The 23,195-nt window shown below is 71.9% G+C and carries 17 protein-coding genes and 1 pseudogene; 7 read left to right on the forward strand and 11 right to left on the reverse strand.

Annotation, left to right across the window (positions count from 1 at the left end):
- Positions 1-34 precede the first annotated feature (34 nt).
- Entirely contained in the window at positions 35-406 is a 372-nt protein-coding gene (locus ACFU95_RS15705; RefSeq protein WP_383827410.1) for a tyrosinase cofactor, read from the reverse strand.
- 340 nt (positions 407-746) lie between these two features.
- On the opposite strand from ACFU95_RS15705, the gene ACFU95_RS15710 reads away from it, so the two are divergent.
- Positions 747-1,964 (forward strand): FAD-dependent monooxygenase, encoded by a 1,218-nt coding sequence (locus ACFU95_RS15710; protein WP_383827412.1) that lies wholly within the window; start codon positions 747-749, stop codon positions 1,962-1,964.
- Between the two features lie 18 nt (positions 1,965-1,982).
- Here the strand turns inward: ACFU95_RS15710 and ACFU95_RS15715 are convergent, their stop codons facing one another.
- Positions 1,983-3,671: a cholesterol oxidase substrate-binding domain-containing protein gene (locus ACFU95_RS15715; RefSeq protein ID WP_383827414.1), complete on the reverse strand. Its 1,689-nt coding sequence runs from the start codon at positions 3,669-3,671 to the stop codon at positions 1,983-1,985.
- 137 nt (positions 3,672-3,808) lie between these two features.
- Here ACFU95_RS15715 and ACFU95_RS15720 point away from each other — a divergent pair, with 137 nt between their 5' ends.
- Both ACFU95_RS15720 and ACFU95_RS15725 read left to right on the forward strand, forming a co-directional pair.
- Positions 3,809-4,792, forward strand: a complete 984-nt coding sequence (locus tag ACFU95_RS15720; RefSeq protein ID WP_383827416.1) for an aldo/keto reductase — start codon at positions 3,809-3,811, stop codon at positions 4,790-4,792.
- Between the two features lie 82 nt (positions 4,793-4,874).
- Positions 4,875-5,357: a DUF6328 family protein gene (locus tag ACFU95_RS15725; RefSeq protein WP_383827419.1), complete on the forward strand. Its 483-nt coding sequence runs from the start codon at positions 4,875-4,877 to the stop codon at positions 5,355-5,357.
- 27 nt (positions 5,358-5,384) lie between these two features.
- On the opposite strand, the gene ACFU95_RS15730 is transcribed toward ACFU95_RS15725, so the two are convergent.
- The 9 genes and pseudogenes from ACFU95_RS15730 to ACFU95_RS15770 form a co-directional block, all read right to left on the reverse strand.
- Positions 5,385-6,434: a hypothetical protein gene (locus ACFU95_RS15730; protein WP_383827421.1), complete on the reverse strand. Its 1,050-nt coding sequence runs from the start codon at positions 6,432-6,434 to the stop codon at positions 5,385-5,387.
- Positions 6,435-6,564: 130 nt separating this feature from the next.
- Positions 6,565-7,538 (reverse strand): annotated as a pseudogene (locus tag ACFU95_RS15735) (LLM class F420-dependent oxidoreductase).
- 91 nt (positions 7,539-7,629) lie between these two features.
- Positions 7,630-9,219, reverse strand: coding sequence for a serine/threonine protein kinase (locus ACFU95_RS15740; RefSeq protein WP_383827423.1), 1,590 nt, complete (start codon positions 9,217-9,219; stop codon positions 7,630-7,632).
- A gap of 155 nt (positions 9,220-9,374) precedes the next feature.
- Positions 9,375-10,334 carry a threonine/serine dehydratase gene (locus tag ACFU95_RS15745; RefSeq protein ID WP_383827425.1) on the reverse strand — a complete coding sequence of 320 codons (960 nt, stop codon included), beginning with the start codon at positions 10,332-10,334 and terminating at the stop codon, positions 9,375-9,377.
- Between the two features lie 138 nt (positions 10,335-10,472).
- Positions 10,473-11,504 (reverse strand): polyprenyl synthetase family protein, encoded by a 1,032-nt coding sequence (locus tag ACFU95_RS15750; protein WP_383827426.1) that lies wholly within the window; start codon positions 11,502-11,504, stop codon positions 10,473-10,475.
- The gene (locus tag ACFU95_RS15755; RefSeq protein ID WP_383827428.1) at positions 11,501-12,601 is read right to left on the reverse strand and encodes a tetratricopeptide repeat protein; all 1,101 of its coding nucleotides are present in this window, start codon (positions 12,599-12,601) and stop codon (positions 11,501-11,503) included. Before ACFU95_RS15755 ends, ACFU95_RS15750 begins: the two co-directional genes overlap by 4 nt.
- Positions 12,602-12,807: 206 nt before the next feature.
- A complete protein-coding gene (locus tag ACFU95_RS15760; protein WP_383827430.1) occupies positions 12,808-13,485 on the reverse strand; it encodes an AIM24 family protein in 678 nt (225 codons plus the stop codon).
- Positions 13,486-13,550: 65 nt separating this feature from the next.
- Positions 13,551-14,939: a CAP domain-containing protein gene (locus ACFU95_RS15765; protein ID WP_383827432.1), complete on the reverse strand. Its 1,389-nt coding sequence runs from the start codon at positions 14,937-14,939 to the stop codon at positions 13,551-13,553.
- A 118-nt stretch (positions 14,940-15,057) separates the two neighbouring features.
- A complete protein-coding gene (locus tag ACFU95_RS15770) occupies positions 15,058-16,353 on the reverse strand; it encodes a serine hydrolase domain-containing protein (protein ID WP_383827434.1) in 1,296 nt (431 codons plus the stop codon).
- Positions 16,354-16,570: 217 nt separating this feature from the next.
- On the opposite strand from ACFU95_RS15770, the gene ACFU95_RS15775 reads away from it, so the two are divergent.
- The 4 genes from ACFU95_RS15775 to ACFU95_RS15790 are packed head-to-tail and all read left to right on the forward strand — an operon-like array spanning position 16,571 to position 23,194.
- Positions 16,571-17,758, forward strand: coding sequence for an ROK family protein (locus ACFU95_RS15775; RefSeq protein WP_383827436.1), 1,188 nt, complete (start codon positions 16,571-16,573; stop codon positions 17,756-17,758).
- 23 nt (positions 17,759-17,781) lie between these two features.
- Positions 17,782-19,596, forward strand: coding sequence for an alpha-galactosidase D (locus ACFU95_RS15780; protein ID WP_383827438.1), 1,815 nt, complete (start codon positions 17,782-17,784; stop codon positions 19,594-19,596).
- A gap of 41 nt (positions 19,597-19,637) precedes the next feature.
- Positions 19,638-22,001: a glycoside hydrolase N-terminal domain-containing protein gene (locus ACFU95_RS15785; protein WP_383827440.1), complete on the forward strand. Its 2,364-nt coding sequence runs from the start codon at positions 19,638-19,640 to the stop codon at positions 21,999-22,001.
- Entirely contained in the window at positions 21,998-23,194 is a 1,197-nt protein-coding gene (locus ACFU95_RS15790) for an SGNH/GDSL hydrolase family protein (RefSeq protein WP_383827442.1), read from the forward strand. Before ACFU95_RS15785 ends, ACFU95_RS15790 begins: the two co-directional genes overlap by 4 nt.
- Position 23,195 lies beyond the last annotated feature (1 nt).

The following is a 23,195-nucleotide window of genomic DNA, read 5'->3' on the forward strand; positions in this document are numbered from 1 at the left end:
GGTCGGGCGTGCTCCAAAGTACGGGTGGGGCGGGTCAGTTGGCGGGGAAGGGGAGAAGCGCGGCGCCCTGGAGTTCGTCGACGGCGGCGCGGGCGGCGGCCCGCGGGGTGGGCACCGGGTCGTAGTGGCTGACGACGCTGATCCAGCTGCCGTCGGCGTTGCGCATCACATGCAGCTCCACCCCGTCGACGAACACGGCGTATCCGGCGCCGTGATGGTGGTGGCCGCCGCCCGCGGCGGGCCGGCCCTCTATCCGGCGGCCCTGGTAGACCTCGTCGAAGGGCGCCGGGCCGTGGTGGTCGGGTCCGGCGGCGGACGCGGTGAGGGCGGTGACCGTGGGGACGCCGGCCGCGGTGGCGAGGACCGCCGCGGCGGTGAGGGCACGGCGACGGCTGAGTTCCGGCATGCGGACCTCCTGGGCTTGTTCGGTTGACGACTCCGCATGCCTATCGGGCCGGACGAGAGCGGGAGAAATCGGCGGGGAGCGGTTGGCTCCGATCCGGACAAGTGGCCACATGTCGTGCACGTTTGAACGAAGATGATCTTGCCATGGGGCATGCTCTGGGGGCCCGGAAGGGGGAATTCCTTCTTCTTCGCATCGCGTTCCGGACGGTCCTTCGCGGGCGAGTGGGCCGCCTGTGGTCTGTCTCACCTGTCGAAACTGGCGCGATCCGGAATGTCACGGCTGAGCACCCCGGCCTTGCTACCCTGCGAGGTGATATGACCGTTTTAGACCATTTCTAGGGGTGCGTGTGAAGGTCGCCTGCATCGGTGGTGGGCCCGCCGGCCTGTATCTCTCGATCCTGCTGAAGCTGCGGGATCCGGCCCACGACGTCACCGTCTACGAGCGCAACCCGGAGGGCTCCACCTACGGCTGGGGCGTCACGTACTGGCGCGGACTGCTCGACAGGCTGTGCGAGCACGACCCCGTCTCCGCTCGCGCCATCGAGGAGAACTCGGTCCGCTGGAGCGAGGGCGTCGCCCACGTCCGGGGCCGGACGACCCGCCGGCCCGGCGACGCGGGCTACGGCATCGGCCGCCATGAGCTGCTGGAGATCCTCGCCGAACGCGCCCGCTCGCTGGGCGTACGGCTGGAGTACGAGCAGGAGATCACGCCGGGGAACCTGCCCGCCGCCGACCTGGTCGTGGCGAGCGACGGCGTCCACAGCGCCCTGCGCACCCGGTACGCCGACCACTTCGGCTCGGAGGCCAAGGCCGGCCGCAACCGCTACATCTGGCTCGGCACCAGCAAGATCTTCGAGGCCTTCACCTTCTCCTTCGTCGAGTCGGGCCACGGCTGGATCTGGTGCTACGGCTACGGTTTCGGCGCCGACGCCGGCACCTTCGTGGTCGAATGCGCCCCCGAGACCTGGACCGGCCTCGGTTTCGACACCGCGTCCGAGGCCGACGCCCTCGCCGTGCTGGAGAAGATCTTCGCCGGCGTCCTCGACGGCCACCCCCTCATGGGCCGCTCCGGCGCCGACGGCAAGGCGCAGTGGCAGACCTTCCGCACCCTGACCAACCGCACCTGGTACCGCGGCAACCTCGTCCTGCTGGGCGACGCCGCGCACACCACCCACTACTCCATCGGCGCCGGCACCACCCTGGCCGTGGAGGACGCCGCCGCCCTCGCTGGCGCGCTGCACGAACACACCGGCCTCCCACAGGCCCTCGCCCACTACCAACAGGAGCGTCAGCAGGCCCTGCTGTCCATCCAGAGCGCGGCCCACTACAGCGCCCGGTGGTACGAGAACCTGCCCCGCTACATCCATCTGCCACCGCAGCAGATGTTCGCCCTGCTCGGCCAGCGCCACTCGCCGCTGCTGCCCTACGTGCCGCCGCAGCTGTACTACCGGCTCGACCGGGCGGCCGGGCAGTCACAGGCGTGGCGCCGCCTCAAGCACTGGGTGGGACTGAAGGTCGCGCGCACCGTGCACGCCAGGGCCCTGGCCTCCGGCAAATAGCCGCTCCTGGACCGCGTCTCACCGGAACAGCCGGTCGAGGAAGGCGTTGCCGAACACGCCGTGCGGGTCGAGCCGGTCCAGGGTCCCGGAGGCCACGCCCCACACGTCCTCCCCGAAGGTGCCGGGCACGGCCGTGCCCAGCACCTCGCCGTCGCTCCAGGCGGCGTCCCGTGTGTAGGCCCAGCCCTTCGACCACTCGACCCGCGTCTGGGCGTACTCGCCGTCGAAGGTGCGCAGCAGGAACCGCTCGATCTGGCTCAGGAACGCCTCCGCGTGAGGGGTCCCGGGCAGCGTCAGGATGTTCAGCCACACGGCCGTGTCCCACTCGGGACGGTCGGCGCGCGGCCTGAGCGCCGACAGGAGCGGCGTGCGCGCCCCGTCCACGCCGACGTCCGTCGGATCGTCGATGCCCGTCACCCGGATCTCCACCGACCCGTTGACCGGGAACTGCCCCCGCTCGGCGTACGCCGTGAGCCGCTCCCGGTAGAAGGAGGTGAACTCGGCGACCACGCGCTGCACCTGGTCCCTGCCGGTCAGCACCCCGTAGCCGTTCGTGGCGATCCGCAGCGTCGTCGGCCGCAGATACAGCAGCGTGTTCTTGGACGGCCCCCACAGGTCCGCCGACAGCGTCGCCACCAGTCCCAGCGCGGCCACGTCGTACTGCGCGTTGCCGAGCACCGGCGCCAGATACCAGGCCCCGTCCGACACCATCCGCCCGACCAGGTCCGCGACCGGGGTCGGGACGCTGTCGGAGAACGGGTAGTTGTACGGCCTGCGCACATGCCGCGAGGCCAGCGGCCGGGTGGGGGAGACGCTCCACACCTTCAGCCACGGGAGCTCGGTGAAGGCGAACCAGATCGCCTCGACGCGCCCGGCCCGGTCGAGGAAGCTCGCGAGGGTGCGTCCGTCGCCGCCGGGCGCGGCGAAGAGCTCGCCGGCCGGGATGTCCGTCCGGCTGACGCATCGCAGGTTGGTGTTCGCGCCCACGCGCAGCACGACCTCGGTGACCAGGGCGCGGCCCAGATGGGCGAGCAGGGCGGCGCAGTCCGGCTCGGCACGGTCGTACGTCCGCAGCACGTAGGCGCCACTGGCCTCGTCCCAGACCACGGCGGTCAGCGACAGCACGAGATTGCTCAGCGAGCCGTACGTGTGCCCGGGCAGCCGCTCTTCGCCCTGTGCCGGTACGGCGGTGCCGTGCGCGTCGATGGCCAGGGCGCCGCCGAGCGTGAGGTTGCCGGGCGCGGGCGCGGCGGTGACGCCCAGGCCGCGCTCCTCCAGATAGCCGAGCAGGGCCTCCAGCGTGACGCCGGCGCCGGCCCGCACGGAGGTCGGCGACTCCAGGGCCAGGCCGGTGAGACGGGAGGCGGTGTCCACGAGGAGGACCGGCGCGTCCGACCCCGTGCCCGGCGTGATCGTCAGCGGTGACCAGCCGTGCGAGGAACCCCGGGCGCGCACCCTCCAGCCGTGCCGCCAGGCCCAGTTGACGACGGCCGGCACCTGCTCCGGGCCGTCCGGCGCACAGGCCCACAGTCCGTCGGCGGTGATCTCGCCGACCCAGTTGCGGTACGCCGAGCGGTACAGCGCCACGTCCGTCGGGAAGTCCGGCAACTCCTGGGCGGCGACGGCCGGATCCGCCGGGAGAAGAGTCGGTGCGGCCGCCAGCGCGGCGGCGCGGAGGAAGCCCCTGCGGGTGAAGTCGTCGGTCACGGGCTCACGCTAGGGACCGGCTTGACAGCCATCGCGGGCCTGTCGAACTGATTCACTCGTGTGAGTGATGGATTCACAGGTAACGGGGCGGAGGGGCCTGTTCCACGCAAGAGGATCACGAATGACACACTGACGCCATGGACGAGCGTGTAATCGGTAGGTCGGGCCAGCGGACATCCGTCGTCGGACTGGGGACGTGGCAGCTGGGCGCCGACTGGGGAGACGTCGACGACAAGGAAGCCCTGGCGGTGCTGGAGGCGGCGGTCGAGTCGGGGGTGACCTTCTTCGACACGGCCGACGTGTACGGCGACGGGCGCAGCGAGCAGACCATCGCCACGTTCCTGCGCGGCAGGCCCGAGCTGGACATCTTCGTGGCGACCAAGATGGGCCGCCGCGTCGACCAGATCCCCGAGAACTACGTTCTCGACAACTTCCGTGCCTGGAACGACCGTTCGCGACGCAACCTCGGCGTCGACCGCCTCGACCTGGTCCAGCTGCACTGCCCGCCGACGCCCGTCTACTCCACGGACGAGGTGTACGACGCCCTGGACACCCTCGTCGCGGAGGAGCGCATCGCCCGGTACGGCGTCAGCGTGGAGACCTGTGCGGAGGCGCTGGCCGCCATCGCCCGCCCCGGCGTGACGAGCGTGCAGATCATCCTCAACCCGTTCCGCATGAAGCCCCTGCGCGAGGTGCTGCCCGCCGCTCAGGAGGCGGGCGTCGGCATCATCGCGCGCGTGCCGCTGGCCTCCGGCCTGCTGTCGGGCAAGTACACCAAGGACACCGTCTTCCCCGCGAACGACCACCGCACCTACAACCGGCACGGCGAGTCGTTCGACCAGGGCGAGACCTTCTCCGGCGTCGACTACGAGTCCGGTGTGGAGGCGGCCGTCGAGTTCGCCGCCCTGGCCCCCGAGGGCTTCACTCCGGCCCAGCTGGCGCTGCGCTGGCTCATCCAGCAGCCCGGTGTGACCACGGTGATCCCGGGCGCCCGCTCGCCCGAGCAGGCCCGCGCCAACGCGGCCGCCGCCGCGCTGCCGGAGCTGTCCGAGGACACCCTCACCGCGATCCGGGACCTCTACGACCGGCGGATCAAGGAGCAGGTGGAGAACCGCTGGTAGACGCGGGCGGCCCGGGAGCGGCATCGCGCTGCTCCCGGCGCCTGCTCGTTTGAGAGTTCAACGGCGGGGTTACCCGTTCCGCATGGCCGAGAAGGAGAGACGGACAGGACGCGACGAGAGCGAGGAGGAACGCGCCGACCGCATGTGGGGCGAGATCCTCCAGGAGGTCCGGGTGGCCCAGATGGGCGTCCAGATCCTGTTCGGCTTCCTGCTCACGGTCGTCTTCACGCCGAAGTACGACACGCTGAGCGACACGGACCAGACGATCTACATCGTGACGGTCGTGCTGGGTGCCACCGCCACCGGAGCGCTGATCGGCCCGGTGTCCCTGCACCGTCTGGTGGCCGGGCGACGCATCAAGCCGCAGGCCGTGCGGTGGGCCTCCCGGCTGACCTTCGTCGGCCTGATCCTGCTCCTCGCCACGACGGCGTCCTCGCTCCTGCTCATCCTGCGGGTCGCCACGCACGACGGCTTCGTCCCCTGGCTGGTCTCGGGCGTGGTCGTCTGGTACCTGCTGTGCTGGTTCGCGCTGCCGATGTGGGTACGCCGCCGCCACACGGAGTGAGCGACGGCGCCACGGACGTGCGAGCGGCTACGCCCGTTCGGGGCCCTCTTGAGCCTGAGCCCCGCGCAGTGCCGTGATGCACGTGGAGATGGCCTGCTGGAGCTCCTCCAACTGCTGCACCATGTCGTCCTCGACGAACTCCTGCACATCGTCGAAGGTCAGCTCCTCGAAGACCTTCGTCGCCCGTTGCAGGCTGTTGTAGAACTTCGTCCGCCGTTCCCGCACCCGCAGCTCGGGGTCGGCTTCCACCGTCTCGGCGACGAGGGTCTTCATGGTGTCGAAGGCCTCGTTGGCCCACTCGCCGGTGTCCTCGTCGTCCTGGAGCTCCTCGATGAGCGACAGATGCCGCTCGGCCTCCTGGCGGACGTCGACCGGGGCGTCGACGGTCTGCCCGGCCGGGGTCTTGATCTGGCCGGACTCGGCGATCTGGCGCACGTAGCCGATCCGGTCGGCCGACCGGCTCTCCGTGGCGACGGCCTTCTTCAGGTCGTCGGTGCGTACGACGTCCCGCGCCAACTCGGCCTGAAGGTCAGGGTCCTCGCGGACGCGGTCGAGGAGCGCCTGGCGGGCCGCGCGGGCGGTCGAGGGGTCGGCGAGGATCGCGGCGCGCAGCGCGGTGGGGTTCTCGGCGACCTCCAGGGCCTTCGTCGGGCGGATGCCCTCGGCCTCGGCGGCCTCGGCGATGGCGGTGCCCCGCTCGGAGGTGGCGCTGTTGCGGGAGACGTAGTAGCCGAGCCAAACGTCGGAGTCGGGCAGCTCCACCTCCTGGCCCGGGGCGAGCGCCTCGAAGTGCGGGACGAGGCCGTCGTCGGCGGCCCGGTCCCAGGCCTTGTAGTAGCGCATGACCCGCTCGGCGGAGCATCCGGCGAGCTCGGCGAACTCCTTCGCGGACACCTTCGGTGTCTCGCCCGCGCTCTGGCCGCCGGGCCGCACGCTGCGCGCCACCATCAGGCCGAAGGTCCACCCTCCGGTCCGCGCGTAGACCCCGAACTCGCGCGCGTCCCGGGCGACGAGGTCGGACAGCAGCGGGGCCTGGGGCGAAGGGGACGTCTCGGGCGGGACGAACGCCAGTGTCACGGGTGACTCTCCTGTGGGGGCTGCTTGCCTCGGGGGCTGCTCGGACGGCGGAAACGCAGACCAGCAGCCTAGGGCACCCGCGGACATCGCTCGTACGGTCACCGCCGTCACCCGTGCCGTGCACGGGCGGTCAGCCGAGGGCCTTCCGCAGCGCCGGCAGCAGCGTCTTCTCCGCCCAGTCCAGATACGACAGCTGCGTCTCGCCCCCGATCTGCACCAGGGCGATCTCGGTGAAGCCCGCCTCGGCGTACGGGCGCACGGCCTCGACGAAGGCGTCCGGGTCGTCGCCACACGGGATGGAGTCGGCGACGTCGTCCGGGGTGACGAACTGCGTCGCCGCATCGAAGGAGTCGGGGTGCGGGAGCTCCGAGTTGACCTTCCAGCCGCCGGCGAACCAGCGGAACTGCGCGTGGGCGCGCCTGATCGCGGTGTCCCGGTCGGGGTCGTGGCACACCGGCAGTTGCCCCACCCGCGGTTTGCCCTCGCCACCGTGCCGGTCGAAGGCAGACAGCAGGTCCGCCTTGGGCTCCGTGGCGATGACCAGGTCGCCGAGCCTGCCCGCGAGCTCGCAGGACTGCTCCCCGGAGACGGCGACTCCGATGGGGGGCGGCTGGTCCGGCAGGTCCCACAGGTGGGCCGACTCCACGTCGAAGTGCGGGCCGCGACGGTTCACATGGCCGCCCTCGAAGAGCGCCCGGATGATCTCCACCGCTTCCTCCAGCATCTCGTGCCGTACATCCACGGGCGGCCAACCACCGCCCACGACATGCTCGTTGAGGTTCTCGCCCGAGCCCAGCCCCAGCCGGAACCGGCCCCCGGACAGCAACTGCATCGTGGCCGCCTTCTGTGCCACCACCGCCGGGTGGTAGCGGAACGTCGGACACGTCACATAGGTCATCAGCGGAATCCGTGACGTGGCCTGGGCGGCGGCGCCCAGCACACTCCACGCGTACGGCGAGTGACCCTGCGAACGCAGCCACGGAAAGTAGTGGTCCGAGGTCACGGAGAAGTCGAAGCCCGCCTCCTCGGCGCGCACCAGGTGGTCCACCAGCTCTCACGGGGGCCCGCCTGCTCGGTCATCATCGTGTATCCGATCTGCACCATGGGTCCCGAGTCCCCGGACACGGGTGGCGAAAACGGTACGGACGGGGCGGGAATCGAAATCCGGGGTGAGACTCCCCGTGCGGAGGTGTGATCAGTTCCCGGGCACCCGGAAGGTCCGCAGAGCGACCTCCAGGGCCTCACGGTTGCCGGGGTCGTCCCAGTCGGCCTCCGGGGTCGTCCAGCGCAGCGAGTAGCCGCGGTGGTCCCCGATGAGGAAGCCACGGCCGAAGGTACGCACCCGGGTGCCGGCCTTCTCGGAGAGCCACTGCATGTCGGCGGCCTTGAATCCCTGGTAGGTGGTCGCCTCGATGTCGCCGATCCGTTCGAACCCGCCCTGCTCCGCCAGGCCGGGCTGGACGTCGTCGCGCCAGACGGCGACGGGGTCGGGGCCGACGCGCTCGCTGTAGGTGACCGCCAGTTTGCGCGGATCGTCGGCGGCGCTGAAGGTCACGCGGTACGCCAGGTCCGCGGCGCGTTTGGTGGCCAGCGCCGTCCAGCCCTCGGGCAGGGCGACGGAGAAGCCGTCCGGCGACGTGTACGTCGTGTAGCCGGCAGGCAGAGCCGTGCCCGAGGGCGAGGCGGTCGGCGTGGCCGGCTCTGTCGCTTCCCGCGTGGGTGAGGCGCTCGGCGTGGGAGCGGGGGACCGGCCGGTCGGTGCCCCGGCGGAGGCGGGCGGCGTGGGCGCGGCACCCGCCGCCGAGGACGCCGAGTCGTCCGGCCGCTGGCTGGTCACCACGAGAACCGCCGCCGCGACCGTGACGACGGCCAGGGCGGTGCCGACGACCACGGCACGTCTGCTCCAGCGCGGCGCTATGACGTACCGGCCCCGCAGTCGCGGGGACGCCTGGAGGGGTGCCTCGGGATCCTCGTTGAGGACGCGGACGAACGCGTCGCGGACCACCGGTCGGCTCAGCCGCTCCCGGGAGTCCTTGCGCAGCAGCCCCTGCACGGCCTGGGTGAGCGGCCCGGACCGCACCGGGGCGCGCAGCGGAAGCCGGTCCACGCCCTTCAACGTGGCCTCGGGCCGGTCCCGTTCACGGTACGGGGGGCGCCCCTCGACCATCGTGTACAGGATGGCGCCGAGCGCCCACAGATCGGACGCCGGCCCGATGCGCTCGTCGCGGGCCTGCTCCGGCGAGGCGTAGGACGGCGCGGCGACCCGCGGTGCGAGGGTGGCGCCGGCCAGACCGAAGCCGGTGACCACGACAGAACCCTCGTCGCGCACGAACACCTGGCCCGGGCTCAGCTCGCCGTGCGTGATGCCCGCGACGTGCGCGGCCTCCAGCACGTCGAGCAGTTCCAGGCCGATGCGGGCGGCCCGCACGTAGTTGAACGTGCCCTGCTGGGTGAGGAGTTCACCGAGCGGTGTGCCGTCGATCCATTCGGTGATGATCCACAGGCTCCCGGACTCCTCGATCGCGTCCACGACCGTGGCCACCGCACCCGGACGCAGCAGCCCTATCCGCTCGGACGTGCGCAGGATGCGCGAGGTGGCCCGGCGCCGGTCGTCCGGGCTCGGATCGTCGGGAAGCCCGATCTGGGTGAGGAGGCACGGGCTTCCGGTCTCCGTGTCCTCGCCGTAGTAGCTGACGCGATTCGTCTCGCGATGGACGACATCGACGAGTCGGTACCTTCCGGCGACCAACTCGACTGCGGAGACGCGCGCCTTGACCATGGCCATCCCTCGTTGAACCCCTGGCTCTCATTTCTCACAGGAAGTACGAGAAGCGAGACGGGAAGCGTTCAACGAAATCCTCAACCAAAGGCCGTTTCCTTTCATTTGCTACTGACGCGAGAGTAAGCTGACGAAAAGTTAAGGGAATTGATCGGGAACCTTCAGCGCAGACCGAAATCCGCCGCCCAGCGCAGCACATCCCCGGTCGTCGCGTTGCCGCCACACACGACCAGACCGAGCCGGGCGCCCTCGCCGACCCGTTCCAGGACGCGCCGCGCCGCGGGCAACAGACAGCCGGCGGCGGGCTCGGTCCACACCTTGGCGTGCTCGGCGAGATCGAGAACGCCCCGCACCGCTTCCCGGTCCGGCACCACGAGCACCTCGTCGACCAGGGCGGACACATGGTCGTACGTCAGCTGTGACACCGCCGGCGCGCTCAGCGTGGACACGATCGACGACAGCGCCACCGGCACCGGCCCGCCCGCGGCCAGCGCCTCGGACATGGCCTGGGCGCCCTCGGTCTCCACGCCCCAGACGCGTACGTCCGGACGGCGGGCCCGCAGGGCGACCGCGACGCCGGCGATCAGCCCGCCGCCCCCGACGCTGACGAGCACGTCGGTGAGCGCACCGGCGTCGTCGGCCAGCTCCAGCCCGACAGTGCCCTGCGCGGCGATCACCAAGGGGTCGTCGAAGGGGTGGACGAGCGTCAGCCCCTCGTCGCGCAGTCGTGTGACGAGCGAGAACGCCCCGTCCATGTCGTCCGTCAGCCGCACCGACGCCCCGGCGTCCCGGGCGATCTCGACGGCGCGGGCGGGCGCCGAACGCGGCATCACCACGGTGGCCTTCACATCGAGGACGGCGGCCGTCATGGCGAGGGCGATGCCGTGGTTGCCCCCGCTGACCGCCACCACGCCCGCCGCACGCTGGGCGTCGCTCAGCGACAGCAGCTTCGCCGTGGCGCCGCGGGCCTTGAACGAGCCGGTGCGCTGGAGGAGTTCGAGTTTCGCCGTGACCGGGACACCGAGCAGGTCGGACAGGCCGGGGCTGGGCACGGTCGGGGTGTGTACGACATGGGCGGCGACGAGGCCGGCCGCGGCTTCGACGTCTGCGATCCCGATCAAGGCAGTCACCTTTCCGGTGCGGGGCGGGGTCCGCACCGTCAGGCACCCTGACGCGGGAGGTGACGCCGGTCAACTCGGTTTCGCCGCGGGCGCCGAGGTGACACGACGGTCACCGCTACACCGCTGTGAACCGTGCTTTCACAGATCGCGTCGCACCAGGAAATCAAGCAGCGAGCGCAGCTCACCGGCGGCTCCCGCCGCCAGCGGTACCTCGGCCAGAGCCGTCTCCGCGGCGGCCACATGACGCCGTGCCTCCGTGAGCGCGGCGGTGCGGCCCCCCGCCTTCTCGATCAGCGCGGCCACCTCGCCCGTGTCGGCGGCCGACTCAAGGAGTGCGCAGAGCCGAGCGGCGGCGGGTGAGTCGAGCGCGGCCAGTACCGGGAACGTCTTCTTGCGCTCCCGCAGATCGCCGTGCACCGGTTTCCCGGTGACCCCCGGATCGCCCCAGATGCCCAGCAGGTCGTCGACCACCTGGAAGGCGATGCCCAGATGCCGTCCCGCCCGGTCGAGGGCGGTGACCGTCGCGGGCGGCGCACCGCCGAGCAGGGCGCCCAGCGCGGCGGCACAGCCCAGCAGGGCGCCCGTCTTGTGCTCGGCCATCGTCCGGTACTCGTCCGGCCGCACGCGTTCCGGCCCCGCCCAGGGACGCGTGGCGAACAGCAGGTCGTCGGCCTGCCCGCGCACCAGGTCCTGCAAGGCCACGGACAGCAGCCGTACCGCCCGCGGGCCCGCCGGTGCCATGGCCAGCGTCTCGACGGCCAGCGCGAACAGCGCGTCCCCCGCGAGGACGGCGGGCCCTGTGCCGTACGCCTTCCACACGGTGGGGCGGCCGCGCCGGGAGGTGTCGCCGTCCATGATGTCGTCGTGCAGCAGGGAGAAGACGTGCACCAGCTCCACCGCCACCGCCCCGGGCACCGCGACCCGCCCGGGCGCGCCGGCCGCCTCGGCCCCGAGTACGGCCAGTGCCTGGCGGACGCCCTTCCCGCCGGAGGCGCCGCTCGGCGCGCCGCCCCTCTCGCACCAGCCGAAGGAGTAGGCGGCCATCTCGCCGACCCACGGATGCGTCCGCTCCACGGCCTCCCGCAGCGCGGGCCGCACCAATGCGCGGCAGCGGTCGAGGACTTGGCGTGCGCCGGCCGGCGCCTGTACTGCCGAGGGGAACGTCGTCACCGTACGGCCACGGCCCCGGCGCCCGCCACGGCGCTCTCAGCGGCTGCCGCCACGGCACTCTCCGCCCCGGCCGCCCCGGCGCCGAACTCCTCCTGCGCCCGCGCCACCATCTCCCGGGCGTGCCGCAGCCCGATCCGCTCCAACACCTCGGCCAGCTCGGCCAGTTCGGCGGCCGTCTCGCCACGGTCGTGCCCCAGCCGGGCCCGCGACTTGACCAGCCCCAGGCGGGACAGCGCCTCCCCGCGCGGCTCGCTCATGGCACGGAACTCCGCCAGCGCCTGTTCGTACAGGTCCCGAGCCTCGGCGTAACGCCCCGCGCGGTAGAGGACGTTGCCGCGCATCTTGTGGTTGTAGGCCAGCGCGCTGGACAGCTTCATCGCGCGGCACGAGGTCTCGGCCTCCGACAACAGCTCCAGGGCGCGTTCCGTGTCGCCGTCGCGCACCGAGACGATGTCGGCGAGCCCACGCAGCGCCCAGGCGTGGCCCCGCCGGTCCTCGGCCCGCGCGGCTATCCCGGCCGCCTCCTCGAACAGGGTGTACGCCTTGTCGTACGAGCCGGTGTTGCGGTGGATCTGGGCGATGCCCTCCAGCGCCCACACGGTGTGCCGCGCCTCGCCGCGCCGCCGGGCCTCGGCCAGCAGCTGCTCGTGCAGCCGGTGGACGGCCTGGTAGTCGCCCTGGATGCGGCCGGTCTCGGCCAGACCGGCCAGGGAGTAGCCGCGTACGACGATGTCGCCACCGCGCTCGCCCAGCTCCGCCGCGAGCTGGAGCAGCCGCCGGGCCAGAGCGAACGCGCCGCGCTGGCGGGCCAGCGTGCCGCCGCTCCACAGCGCCCAGGCCATCGCCGCGGTGTCGCCGGCCTCCCGGGCGGCGCGGTAGCTCGCCTTCCAGGCCCGCTCCGCGTCCCCGACCTGACCCAGCCGGCGGTGTGCCTCGGCGACCGCGAGCCCCGAGCGTGCCGCCTCGCCGTGCTGCCCGGCCCGCTCGGCCGCTCTCAACTGCTCGGTGCCGGCGGCCAGTACGTCCGTCAGCGAGGAGTTCACGGACAGCTTGGTCAGGGAGCCCTGGTACTCCGGGGCGAATGCCTTGCCGTACATCGATGCCTCTCGATCGGTATACGCGCCGTCTCTACCCTCTGTGTATAGATGGTGCGTATACGTGATGGGTATACATGCCGTGTATAGTGCGCTGAAAACCGGCCCTGGCCGGAAAGGGCGGCCAGGGCTTCACCTGTTGTCGATCAAGACGTCGGCTGGGCGAACAGGGTTGCTCGTGAGGCGCAGATCACCTCACCGGAACGGTCTCAGTGCTGCTGGGCCTTCTGCGGGGTCGCCTCACTTGGCCGTACGACGACACAGCCCTGGCCCTCCAGCATCAGCTGCACGGCCTCTCCGGAGCCGCCGCGCAGCATCGAGCCCAGGGACTGGGAGCGGTGCAACGAGGTCTGCAGGCCGGCGGTCCAGCCGACCACCGCGTCCGTGTCGACGTACACCGGGTACTGCGGCGAGACCGGGATGACGAGAGGGGTGCCCTCACACACCAGCCCCAGCTTGCCCTGCCCGGAGAAGACACTGTTGAACAGACCGCCGCCGGTGATGCCGGCGCCCTTCACCGTCGCTATCCGGTACGACAGCGAGGCGTCGAAACACAGGACGTTGCGGCCGTTGACCGTGAACTCCTCGCCCGGGTCCACGTCGACGACGAAACAGTTCTGCGCCTCGTGCGCGAACCAGGCCTCGCCCTGTCCGCGCACCGCCATCAGCGGCAGCCCCTCACCGGTCATGGCGCGCTTGAGCATGCCGCCCACGCCCTGGCCCTTGCGCTCGAACTGGAGGTTGCCGCGGTAGGCGACCATCGCGCCCTGGCGGGCGTGCATCTCGCCGTTCACCGCGTACTTGACGCACTTGGAGTTCTCGATCGTCATGCCCGGCGCGGTGGCGGGCTGGACCATGTGCTCGCTGGAAAAGAGGTCACCCTTCATACGGGCATCCTGTCCCGGACGGTCCCCTTCCGCCTAGATCGCGGTGTGTCGCCGGTCACGGCCCCTCAGGCGCCGAAGAGCTGGGTCCAGTAGGTGCCCGCCGGGCCGCCGCCCGCGAAGCCGATGCCTATGTGGGTGAAGTCGTGCTTGAGGATGTTGGCGCGATGGCCCGGACTGTTCATCCAGCCCTCCACGACCTCGGCGGGGGAGCGCTGGCCGCACGCGATGTTCTCGCCGATCGCGCGCATTCGGGAGCCGGCGGCGGCCGCCCGGTCCCAGGGCCGGCTCCCCTCGGGCGAGGTGTGGGAGTAGAAGGCGCGAGCCGCCATGTCGGAGCTGTAGGCCTGCGCGGCGCCGGCGAGCGCGGCATCGACCGCCAGGGGGCGCAGCCCGGCCCTGGTCCGCTCCCGGTTGGTGAGCTCGACGACCTCCGTGGCGGTGCGGGACAGGTCGCCCGGGGTGAGCGGTCTGGCCCACAGCGCCGTCCAGTACGTGTCGCCCGAGCGGCCGCCGCTGACGTACGCCACGGCGGCGTGGGTGAAGGCCGCGTCGTGCAGGGTGCGGCGGGGCTTGTCGGTGCGCAGGCAGTACGCGACGAAGTCGGCAGGGGTGCGGGGGCCGGAGACCAGATGCTCGCCGACGGTGACATACGCGAACCCGGCGGCGCTGATGCGCTGGTACACGGAGACGCCGTCGCGGCCCTCGACGCCGAGCTGTCCTGCCGCGGCCATGGCGGCGGCATGGGCCTGAGCGGCGGAGGCCAGACGGGCGTCGAGTGTGACGGGCGGTGAACCGGCGTCGGCGCGGGCGGAGTTGACCAGCCCGAGGAACCCGTCGCGGTCGGCGAGCGGGGCGTGCGGCGTGGTGCCGCCGGACAGGGTGTGCATCGTGGGCCGGGTGGTGGGCATCGGCGGAGCGCCCGGCACGGAGGGTGCCGAGGGGGTGGGTACCTGCTGGGCGGGAGACGGCGTCGCGTCCTCGACGACGTCCACCCCGAAGTCGCGGGCGAGCCCCGCCAGCCCGTCCGCGTACCCCTGCCCCAGCGCCCGCAGCTTCCAGCCGCCGCCACGCCGGTAGATCTCCGCGAGCAGCAGCACGGTCTCCTGCCGAGGGCGCGGCGGGGCGAACCGGGCGATCGGCCGGCCGCCGGAGTCGGTGACCTGGAGCGCGGGGGCGGGCAGACGGCCCAGGGGAGTGCCGGGGTCGGCGGGGCTGACGACCACCGTGATCCGCGTCGCACCGGAGCGCAGGCGTGGTGGGTCGACGGTCAGGGTGTCGCCCTGAAGCCGGGCGCCCGGCGCGGACGGCTGGTTGTAGAACACGAAGTCGGCGTCGCCCCGGACCTTGCCGCTGTCGTCGGTGACGAGCGCGGACACGTCGAAGGGGCCGGGCACCCGGACGGCCACGGTGCCGCCCGGGAGGGGCAGATTGCCCCCGGGTACCAACTCGCTCATCGGGCCGTCCTGGTGGGTGGTTCGGGATCCGGTGGGGGATGTCCGGTGAACGTCCACCGGATCCCGCGGGTTCCCGCCGGCGGCCGGCGGCCGGCGGTCGGCCGTCAGCCGCCCGTCCTCAGTCCGCGTCGGCCTCCGCGGCGATCGGGTGAGCCAGCGGGACCCGGAGGCCCGGTGCGATGTCCTCGTACCGTTCGACCGGCGCGGAAGCGCGTCGCTGCTTCGCCTGCTTGGTCTGCTTGGTCTGCTTCACCGGCTTGCCGCAGAACGCGGACTCCAGCGTGCCCAGCATGGAGTTGAGCACCGTGCCGTTGTTGGACGTGTTGGCGAGCGCGGCGAGGCTGCGCCTGCCGTCCTTGGAGGCGAACGCGTAGGTGTAGTAGCCCTGGACGGCGCCCGTGTGGCCGTACACGGAGATCCCGCACGACAGGTCACGGCGCCGCAGCCCGAGCCCGTACGCCTGCGTACCGCCCGCCGGTACCCACCGCTGCATCTGGGCCAGCTGCGCCTTGGAGGTCAGCCGGCCGCCGAGCAGTGCCGACAGGAAGGTGTTGAGGTCCCGCGTGGTGGAGATGACCGCTCCCGCGCTCTGGGCCCAGGACACCGTCTGCTCGGTGGCGTCGACCAGCGCCGCGCCCGCCGTGTCCGGGGTGAGATAGCCGCGGGCGTGCCGGCCGGGGATCTTCTTGCCGGGGTGCACGTAGAACGTGTCGCCCAGCTCCAGCGGCTTGATGATCCGGTTCTGGTACTCGGTCCGCACCGAGTGCCCGGTCAGCTTCTGGATGAGCATCCCGGCGACGACGAAGTTGGTGTTGGAGTAGGAGTACGCGCCCCCGGGTTCGGTGGTCCGGGGCTTGCTGAGGGACCGGTTCACCAGCTGCCGGTAGGTGAAGACCTTGCTGCGGACCGCCTCGAAGCCGGGAACCGTCCGGGCGAACATCTCGTTGGTGTAGTCGTACAGGCCGCTGCGGTGGCTGAGCACATGCCGGACCGTGATGCGGTCGTCGGGCAGCAGCCCCGGCAGGTAGCGGTTGACCGGGGCGTCGAGCTTCAGCTTCTTCTCGTCGGCCAGTTGCAGCAGTACGACGGCCGAGAAGATCTTGGTGACGCTGCCGATGCGGAACCGGTCGGCGTTGCTGATGGGCCGCCGGGACTTTCGGTCGGCGACACCGACGGCCGCCCAGTGGGCCGTGCCGCGGTCGTCGAGGCGCGCGATCGCGCCGGGGGCGCCCTGTCGCTGTGCGCCGCGCAGGACGTTCCAGACGCCGGTGACGTCCGGGGCGGGCAGGGCGCCCGCCCGGGTGCCGACCGTGGTGGCGCCGGGTTCCCCGGGCACGGCGTGGGCGGGAGCCGCCAGGAGCGACACCAGGGCCGCCGCCATCGCCGTACCTCTGACCACCGTTGCTGAGACCATCCGGCTTCCTCCGCTTTCTGTCGATGTGCCGCTCATAGGAGAACGATCACGTTCGTGCGGGGCAACCTTCTCGCATCCCGTCAGATCGCCACGGACGACGCACAGTTGGACAGACACGGATCACCGGGTAGGAGTCCTCGGGTCGTCGGCGGATCCCGCGTGAACGAATCCCGCTTCTTTTATTGACGGCGGAAAATAAGGGCTCTAGGTTCCGGGCATGTCCTCGACCCGCCGCGCCGAGACGTTCCCGGCGAACACGCCGGCCGCCTCGCAGATCTTCACCACGGTCCTGTCCCACGGGCCGCTCACCCGACTGGAGGTGGCCCGGCGGGCGGGACTGTCCCCGGCCGCCGTCACCAAGGCGGTACGGCCCCTGATCGAGGCCGGCTACCTGGTGGAGGATGCGGAGGAGCCGGCCCGGCCCGCGCTGGGCCGTCCCGCCAACCCGGTGCGGGTCGACGGGGGACGGGCGCTGTTCATCGGCGTCAAGGTGACCGGCGACGAGATCATCGGTGTGCTCACCGACCTGTGCTGCCGGGTCCGCGTGGCCCGGCACGCCCCGCTCCCGGACCGGGCACCGAAGGGCGTGCTCGCCTCGGTCGCCGAACTCGCGGGGCAACTGCTCGCGGAGGCGGGCGACCTGGGCGTGCCGGTGCTGGGCCTCGGCATCGCCGTCTCCGGTGACGTCGACCGCGGCGCCGGCGTCGTGCGCTACTCGCCGTTCCTGGAGTGGCGGGACGTGCCCCTCGCCGAACTCGCCGCCACGACCACCGGGTTGCCGGTCACCGTCGACAACGACGTACGGGCCCTCACCGTCGCCGAGCAGTGGTTCGGGGCCGGTGTGGGGCTGTCCGACTTCGCCGTGGTGACGGTCGGCGCCGGGATCGGCTGCGGACTCGTGGTGCACGGCCGGGTGGTCGCCGGTGCGCAGGGCGTGGCCGGCGAGATCGGCCATGTCACCGTCGATCCCGCCGGTCCGCCCTGCCGCTGCGGCAACCGCGGCTGCGTGGAGGCGATCGCGGGGGACGCCGCGATCGTCAGGCGGATCCGCGAGACCACGGGTGTCGAGGTCGCCGACACCGCCGAGGCCGTGGCGCTGGCCCACCAGGGCAACGCCGGGGCCCGGGAGGCGTTTGCGCGCGCGGGCGACGCGATCGGCCGCGGCATCGCCACCGTGGCCAACCTGCTCGGCCCCGAGCGGGTGATCATCTCCGGCGAGGGCCTCGCCGCGCACGACCTGTTCGCCGGACAGATCCGCGACGCGTTCGCCGCGGCCGCGTTCGGCTCCGCCGCCCAGTGCGACGTACAGACCCGCCCACTGCCCTTCGAGGAGTGGGCGCGCGGGGCCGCGGCCACCGCGATCCAGTCCTTCATCAGAGCCGACGAGCAGCGCCCGAGCCGCTGAACCGACCCCGGGAGGTACGACCCATGCGGTCATCCTGGTACTCCGTCATGCCCGCACGCACCCTGAGAGCCGTGGTGGTCCTGGCCCTCACCGCCGGTGTCACCGCCGTCGTCCCCGCCGCACAGGCCGAGACCGCCCCGCCCCCGGCCGCCACGAACACCACGGTGGCCGCCAAGCCCTACATGGGCTGGACGAGCTGGACCATGCAGTCGTCGAAGTATCCGGGACTCAACCCGAAGGGCGACTACAGCTACCTGTCCGAGGCGAACGTCATCAAGCAGACCGACGCCATGGCCGCCAAGCTGAAGAAGTACGGCTACGAGTACGTCAACATCGACGCCGGCTGGTGGATGGACTGGTCCTGGAAGCCGCGGTTCGACGAGTACGGACGCCAGCAGGCCGACCCGGAACGCTTCCCGAGCGGCATGAAGGCCGTCGCCGACCACATCCATGCAAAGGGGCTCAAGGCCGGTATCTACCTCCCGGTCGGCCTGGAGAAGGGGGCGTACGGCGACGGCGGGAACCCGGTTTGGAACGCCGACGGCTGCACCACCGGCGACATCGTCCACGACGACCTGCGCACCACCAACGGCTGGGACAGCGCCTACAAGATCGACTTCTCTAACCCCTGTGCGCAGAAGTACATCGACTCCCAGGCGCGGATGTTCGCCGACTGGGGCTATGACTTCCTCAAGCTCGACGGCGTGGGCCCCGGCTCGTTCAAGAGCGGCGACAACTACGACAACGTCGCCGACGTCGCCGCCTGGCAGCAGGCCATCAGGACCGCCGGCCGCCCGATCCACCTGGAGCTGTCCTGGTCCCTGGACTACGGGCACGTCGCGGACTGGAAGAAGTACTCCAACGGCTGGCGCATCGACACCGACGTCGAGTGCTACTGCAACACCCTCGTCACCTGGGAGAACTCGGTCGACGACCGCTGGGACGACGCCCCCGCCTGGACCGGCCACGCGGGACCCGGCGGCTGGAGTGACCTCGACTCCCTCAACGTCGGCAACGGCGACATGGACGGCCTCACCAAGGCCGAGCGGCAGAGCTACGCCACCCTGTGGGCCATCGCCAAGTCCCCGCTCTTCACCGGCGACGACCTCACCAGGCTCGACTCCTACGGCCTGAAGCTGCTGACGGACCGCGAGGTCATCGCGATCAACCAGAGCGGCGCCCCGCCCGCCGAGCCCGTCACCGCCTCCGACCCCCAGCAGGTGTGGGCCGCGAAGAACCCGAACGGCACCTACACCGTCGCCCTGTTCAACCTCTCCGACGCACCCGCCGCGGTGACCGCGAACTGGTCGACCCTCGGCTTCAAGGGCAAGGCCACGGTGCGCGACGTGTGGAACAAGGAGAACCTCGGCGGCCACACCGACCGCATCACCCAGGCCCTCCCCGCGCACGGCTCCCGGCTCTTCACCGTCACCCCGCGCGGCACGGCCCTCGCCCGGACCGCCCACGAGGCCGAGTCGGCCGGCAACACCCTGAGCGGCAACGCCTCCGTGGCCGACTGCTCCGCCTGCTCCGGCGGCCGCAAGGTCGGCAACCTCTACACGGGCGGCAAGGTCACCTTCAACGACGTCGTGGTCGCCAAGGCCGGCACCTACCAGATCGAGGTCGCCTACGTCAGCGGTGACTCCCGCTCGATCCTGGTGTCCGCCAACGGACGCGGCGCCACCTCGCACATATTCGCCTCCACAGGCGACTGGTCCACCGTGAACAGCGTCCATGTGCCGGTGAAGCTGAAGGCCGGGGCCAACACGGTCACGTTCGACAGCGGGAGCGGTTACGCACCGGACATCGACCGGATCGACGTACCGAAGTCGTCCTGACCGAATCCCGGACGTCCGCCCACGACTGCCAGGAGCCCGCCATGGACACCACCCCGTCCGACCACCTGCCCCGACGCGGCCTGCTCGCCCTCGCCGCGGCGAGCGGAGCCCTCACCACACTGCCCGCCTTCACCGCGTCGGCCGCACCGCCGCGCCCGGCCGACGCACCCGCCGTCCCGGCAGGCGCACGCCACCGGCTGTGGTGGCAGGCCCCCGCCGACGAGCACTCCATGATCGAGCAGGGCCTGCCCGTCGGCAACGGCCGCCTCGGCGCCCTCGTCGGCAACGACCCCGGCCGTGAACTCCTGCTGATCACCGACGCCACCCTGTGGACCGGCGGCCGCAACGACACCCTCGACGCCGACGGCCAGTTCCCCTACGGCCGCGACGACTTCGGCTCCTTCACCCTCCTCGCCCGCCTCACCGTCGACATCCCCGACCACGACCTGTCCGCCGTCCACGGCTACCGCCGCACCCTCGACCTGGCGCGCGGGCTGGTGACCACGTCGTACACCCGCGCCGGAGTGACGTACCGCAGACGGGTCTTCGCCAGCCGGCCCGACGACGTGATCGTCCTGCACTTCACGCAGAGCGGCGGCGGCCGCCACACCGGCACCGTCGTGCTGGAGGGCACGCACGGCGAAGACGCCGCGGTGTCGTTCGGCGCCGACTTGCCCAACGGTCTGCGGTACGGGGCCGCCGTCACCGCGTACGGCTCCGGCGGGCGGGTCACCGTCAGCGGCTCGCGGATCGACTTCGCCGGCTGCCGGGAGCTGACCGTGGTCGTGAGCGGCGGGACCGACTACGCGCCCGACGCCGCCAAGGACTACCGCGACCCGGCCCTCGATCCGCACCGGCTCGCCCGCGCCAAGGTCCGCGACGCCGCCGCCCACTCGGCCGACACCCTGCTGCGCACCCATGTCGCCGACTACCGGGACCTGTACGGGCGGATGGATCTCTCGCTCGGGACGTCGACCCCGGAGCAGCGCGCCCTGGACACCTGGGAACGGCTCCGGGCACGCGCCCGGGACGGCGAGCCGGATCCCGAACTCGAAGCCGCCTACGCGCACTTCGGCCGCTACCTGATGATCTCCGGTTCACGCGGGAGTCTGCCCCTCGCCCTGCAAGGGCTGTGGCTCGACGGCAACGACCCGGACTGGATGGGCGACTACCACACCGACATCAACATCCAGATGAACTACTGGATGGCCGACCGGACCGGCCTCTCCCCGTGCTTCGACGCCCTCACCGACTACTGCCTGGCCCAGCTCCCGTCCTGGACCGACCTCACCCGCCGCCTGTTCAACGACCCGCGCAACCGCTACCGCAACTCCACCGGTGAGAACGCCGGCTGGACCGTCGCCATCTCCACCAACCCCCATGGCGGAGGCGGCTGGTGGTGGCACCCGGCGGGCAACGCCTGGCTGTGCACCACCCTGTGGGAGCACTACGAGTACACCGGGTCGCGCGAGCACCTGAGGAAGATCTACCCGCTGCTGAAGGGCGCCTGCGAGTTCTGGGCGGCCCGGCTGCTCACCACCACCCTCCCCGGCACCTCGAAAGAGGTGCTGATCGCCGACAGCGACTGGTCGCCCGAGCACGGCCCCCTTGCCGCCAAGGGCATCACCTACGCTCAGGAACTGGTGTGGGCGCTCTTCGGGCACTACTGCACCGCGGCGGCCGAACTGCGGAAGGACACCGGCCACGCGGCCACGATCGCCTCACTGCGCAGAAAGCTGTACCTGCCGCAGGTCAGCGCGACCACCGGCTGGCTGGAGGAGTGGATGACCCCCGACAACCTCGGCGAGATCACACACCGCCACCTGTCCCCGCTCGTCGGCCTGTTCCCCGGCGACCGCATCCGCCCCGACGGCTCCACCCCGGCCGACCTAGTCGCCGGCGCCACCGCCCTGCTCACCGCGCGCGGCATGGAGAGCTTCGGCTGGGCCAACGCCTGGCGCAGCCTGTGCTGGGCCCGCCTGAAACACGCCGAGAACTCCTACCAGCTGGTCGTGAACAACCTGCGCCCCTCGACCGGCGGCAGCAACGGCACGGCACCCAACCTCTTCGACATCTACGAGGTGGAACGCGGCCGGGGCATCTTCCAGATCGACGCCAACCTCGGTACCCCGGCGGCGATGGTGGAGATGCTCCTGTACTCCCGGCCCGGGCACATCGAACTCCTCCCGGCACTTCCCCGTGCCTGGGCCGCCTCGGGCTTCGTCAAGGGCGTCGCCGCGCGCGGCGGCTTCGAGGTCGAGCTGCGCTGGCGCGACGGGAAACCGACCGAGGCACGGATCCACAGCGTCGGCGGCCGCACCACCACCGTCGCGTACGGCGACGTGTCCCGCACGGTCACCCTGCGGCCCGGCGCCTCCGTCACGCTGAAGGACCTCGCCCGGTGAGGGCCGCACTCGCGTCGGCCACGGTCCTGCTGACGGTCGTCGCCTGCCAGTCCGCGCCGGCACCCGCCGAGACGACTGCCGAGCCGAGCGGCGTCGTCACGTGGGCGGCGAGCGCCGACCGCCTGGGCGACGGCGTCGCCGGCCGCGGCTACCGGCTCGTCGTGCACACCAGCGTGGGCGGCACCGGCGTCCGGGTCCGGCTCTCCAACGCCTTCGGAGACCGGCCGCTGACCCTCGACAGCGTCCATGCCGGGATCCAGAAGCAGGGCGCCGAGCTGCGACCCGGCAGCAACCGGCGCCTGACCTTCGGCGGCGCACGCACGGTCACCGTGCCGGCGGGCAGCACCGTGTGGAGCGACCCGCTGCCCGGCAGGCTGCCCGCCGCGACCAACCTCGCCGTCAGCCTGCACAGCCCCGACGCGGGCGGCCCGGCGAGCGGCCACTGGATGGCCCTGCAGTCGTCGTACGCGACCCAGGGCGACCACACCGCTGAGGAGAGCGGCGCCGCCTGGACCCTCCCGACCGGCTCCTGGTTCTACCTCGACGCCGTCTCCGTACGCGCCCCCGCGGGCACCGGAGCGGTGGTCGCCCTCGGCGACTCCATCACCGACGGCTGGCAGTCCACCGCCGACCTGAACCGCCGCTGGCCCGACTACCTCGCCCGCCGCCTGAAGCGCACCGACACGGTGGTGAAGGGCGTGGCCAACGAGGGCATCGCCGGGAACAAGGTCCTCAGCGACGGCCCCGGCCAGAGCGCGCTGAACCGGCTGGAGCGGGACGTCCTGTCCCAGCCGGGCGTGCGGACCGTGTTCCTCCTCCAGGGCGTGAACGACATCAAGGCCCACACGGGCGTCACGGCCGAGGACCTGGTCGACGGCTACCGAGAGATCGTCGAGCGGGCGCACGCGGCCGGCAAGTGCGTCGTCGGCGCGACCGTGGGCCCCTTCAAGGGCTGGCACGAATGGGACCCGGCCGCCGAGGCCGTACGCCGGAAGGTCAACGCCTCCATCCGCTCCGGCGGTGTGTTCCACGCCGTCACCGACTTCGACCGCGTCCTGCGCAGCCCCTACGACCCCGCGCGGATGCTGCCCGCCCTCGACGGCGGCGACCACATCCACCCCAACGACAAGGGCATGCAGGCGATGGCCGACGCCGTCGACCTGTCGGCCCTGGAGTGCGACACGCCCCCCTGAC

Source organism: Streptomyces sp. NPDC057623 (genome assembly GCF_042800355.1).
Taxonomy (GTDB): Bacteria; Actinomycetota; Actinomycetes; order Streptomycetales; family Streptomycetaceae; genus Streptomyces.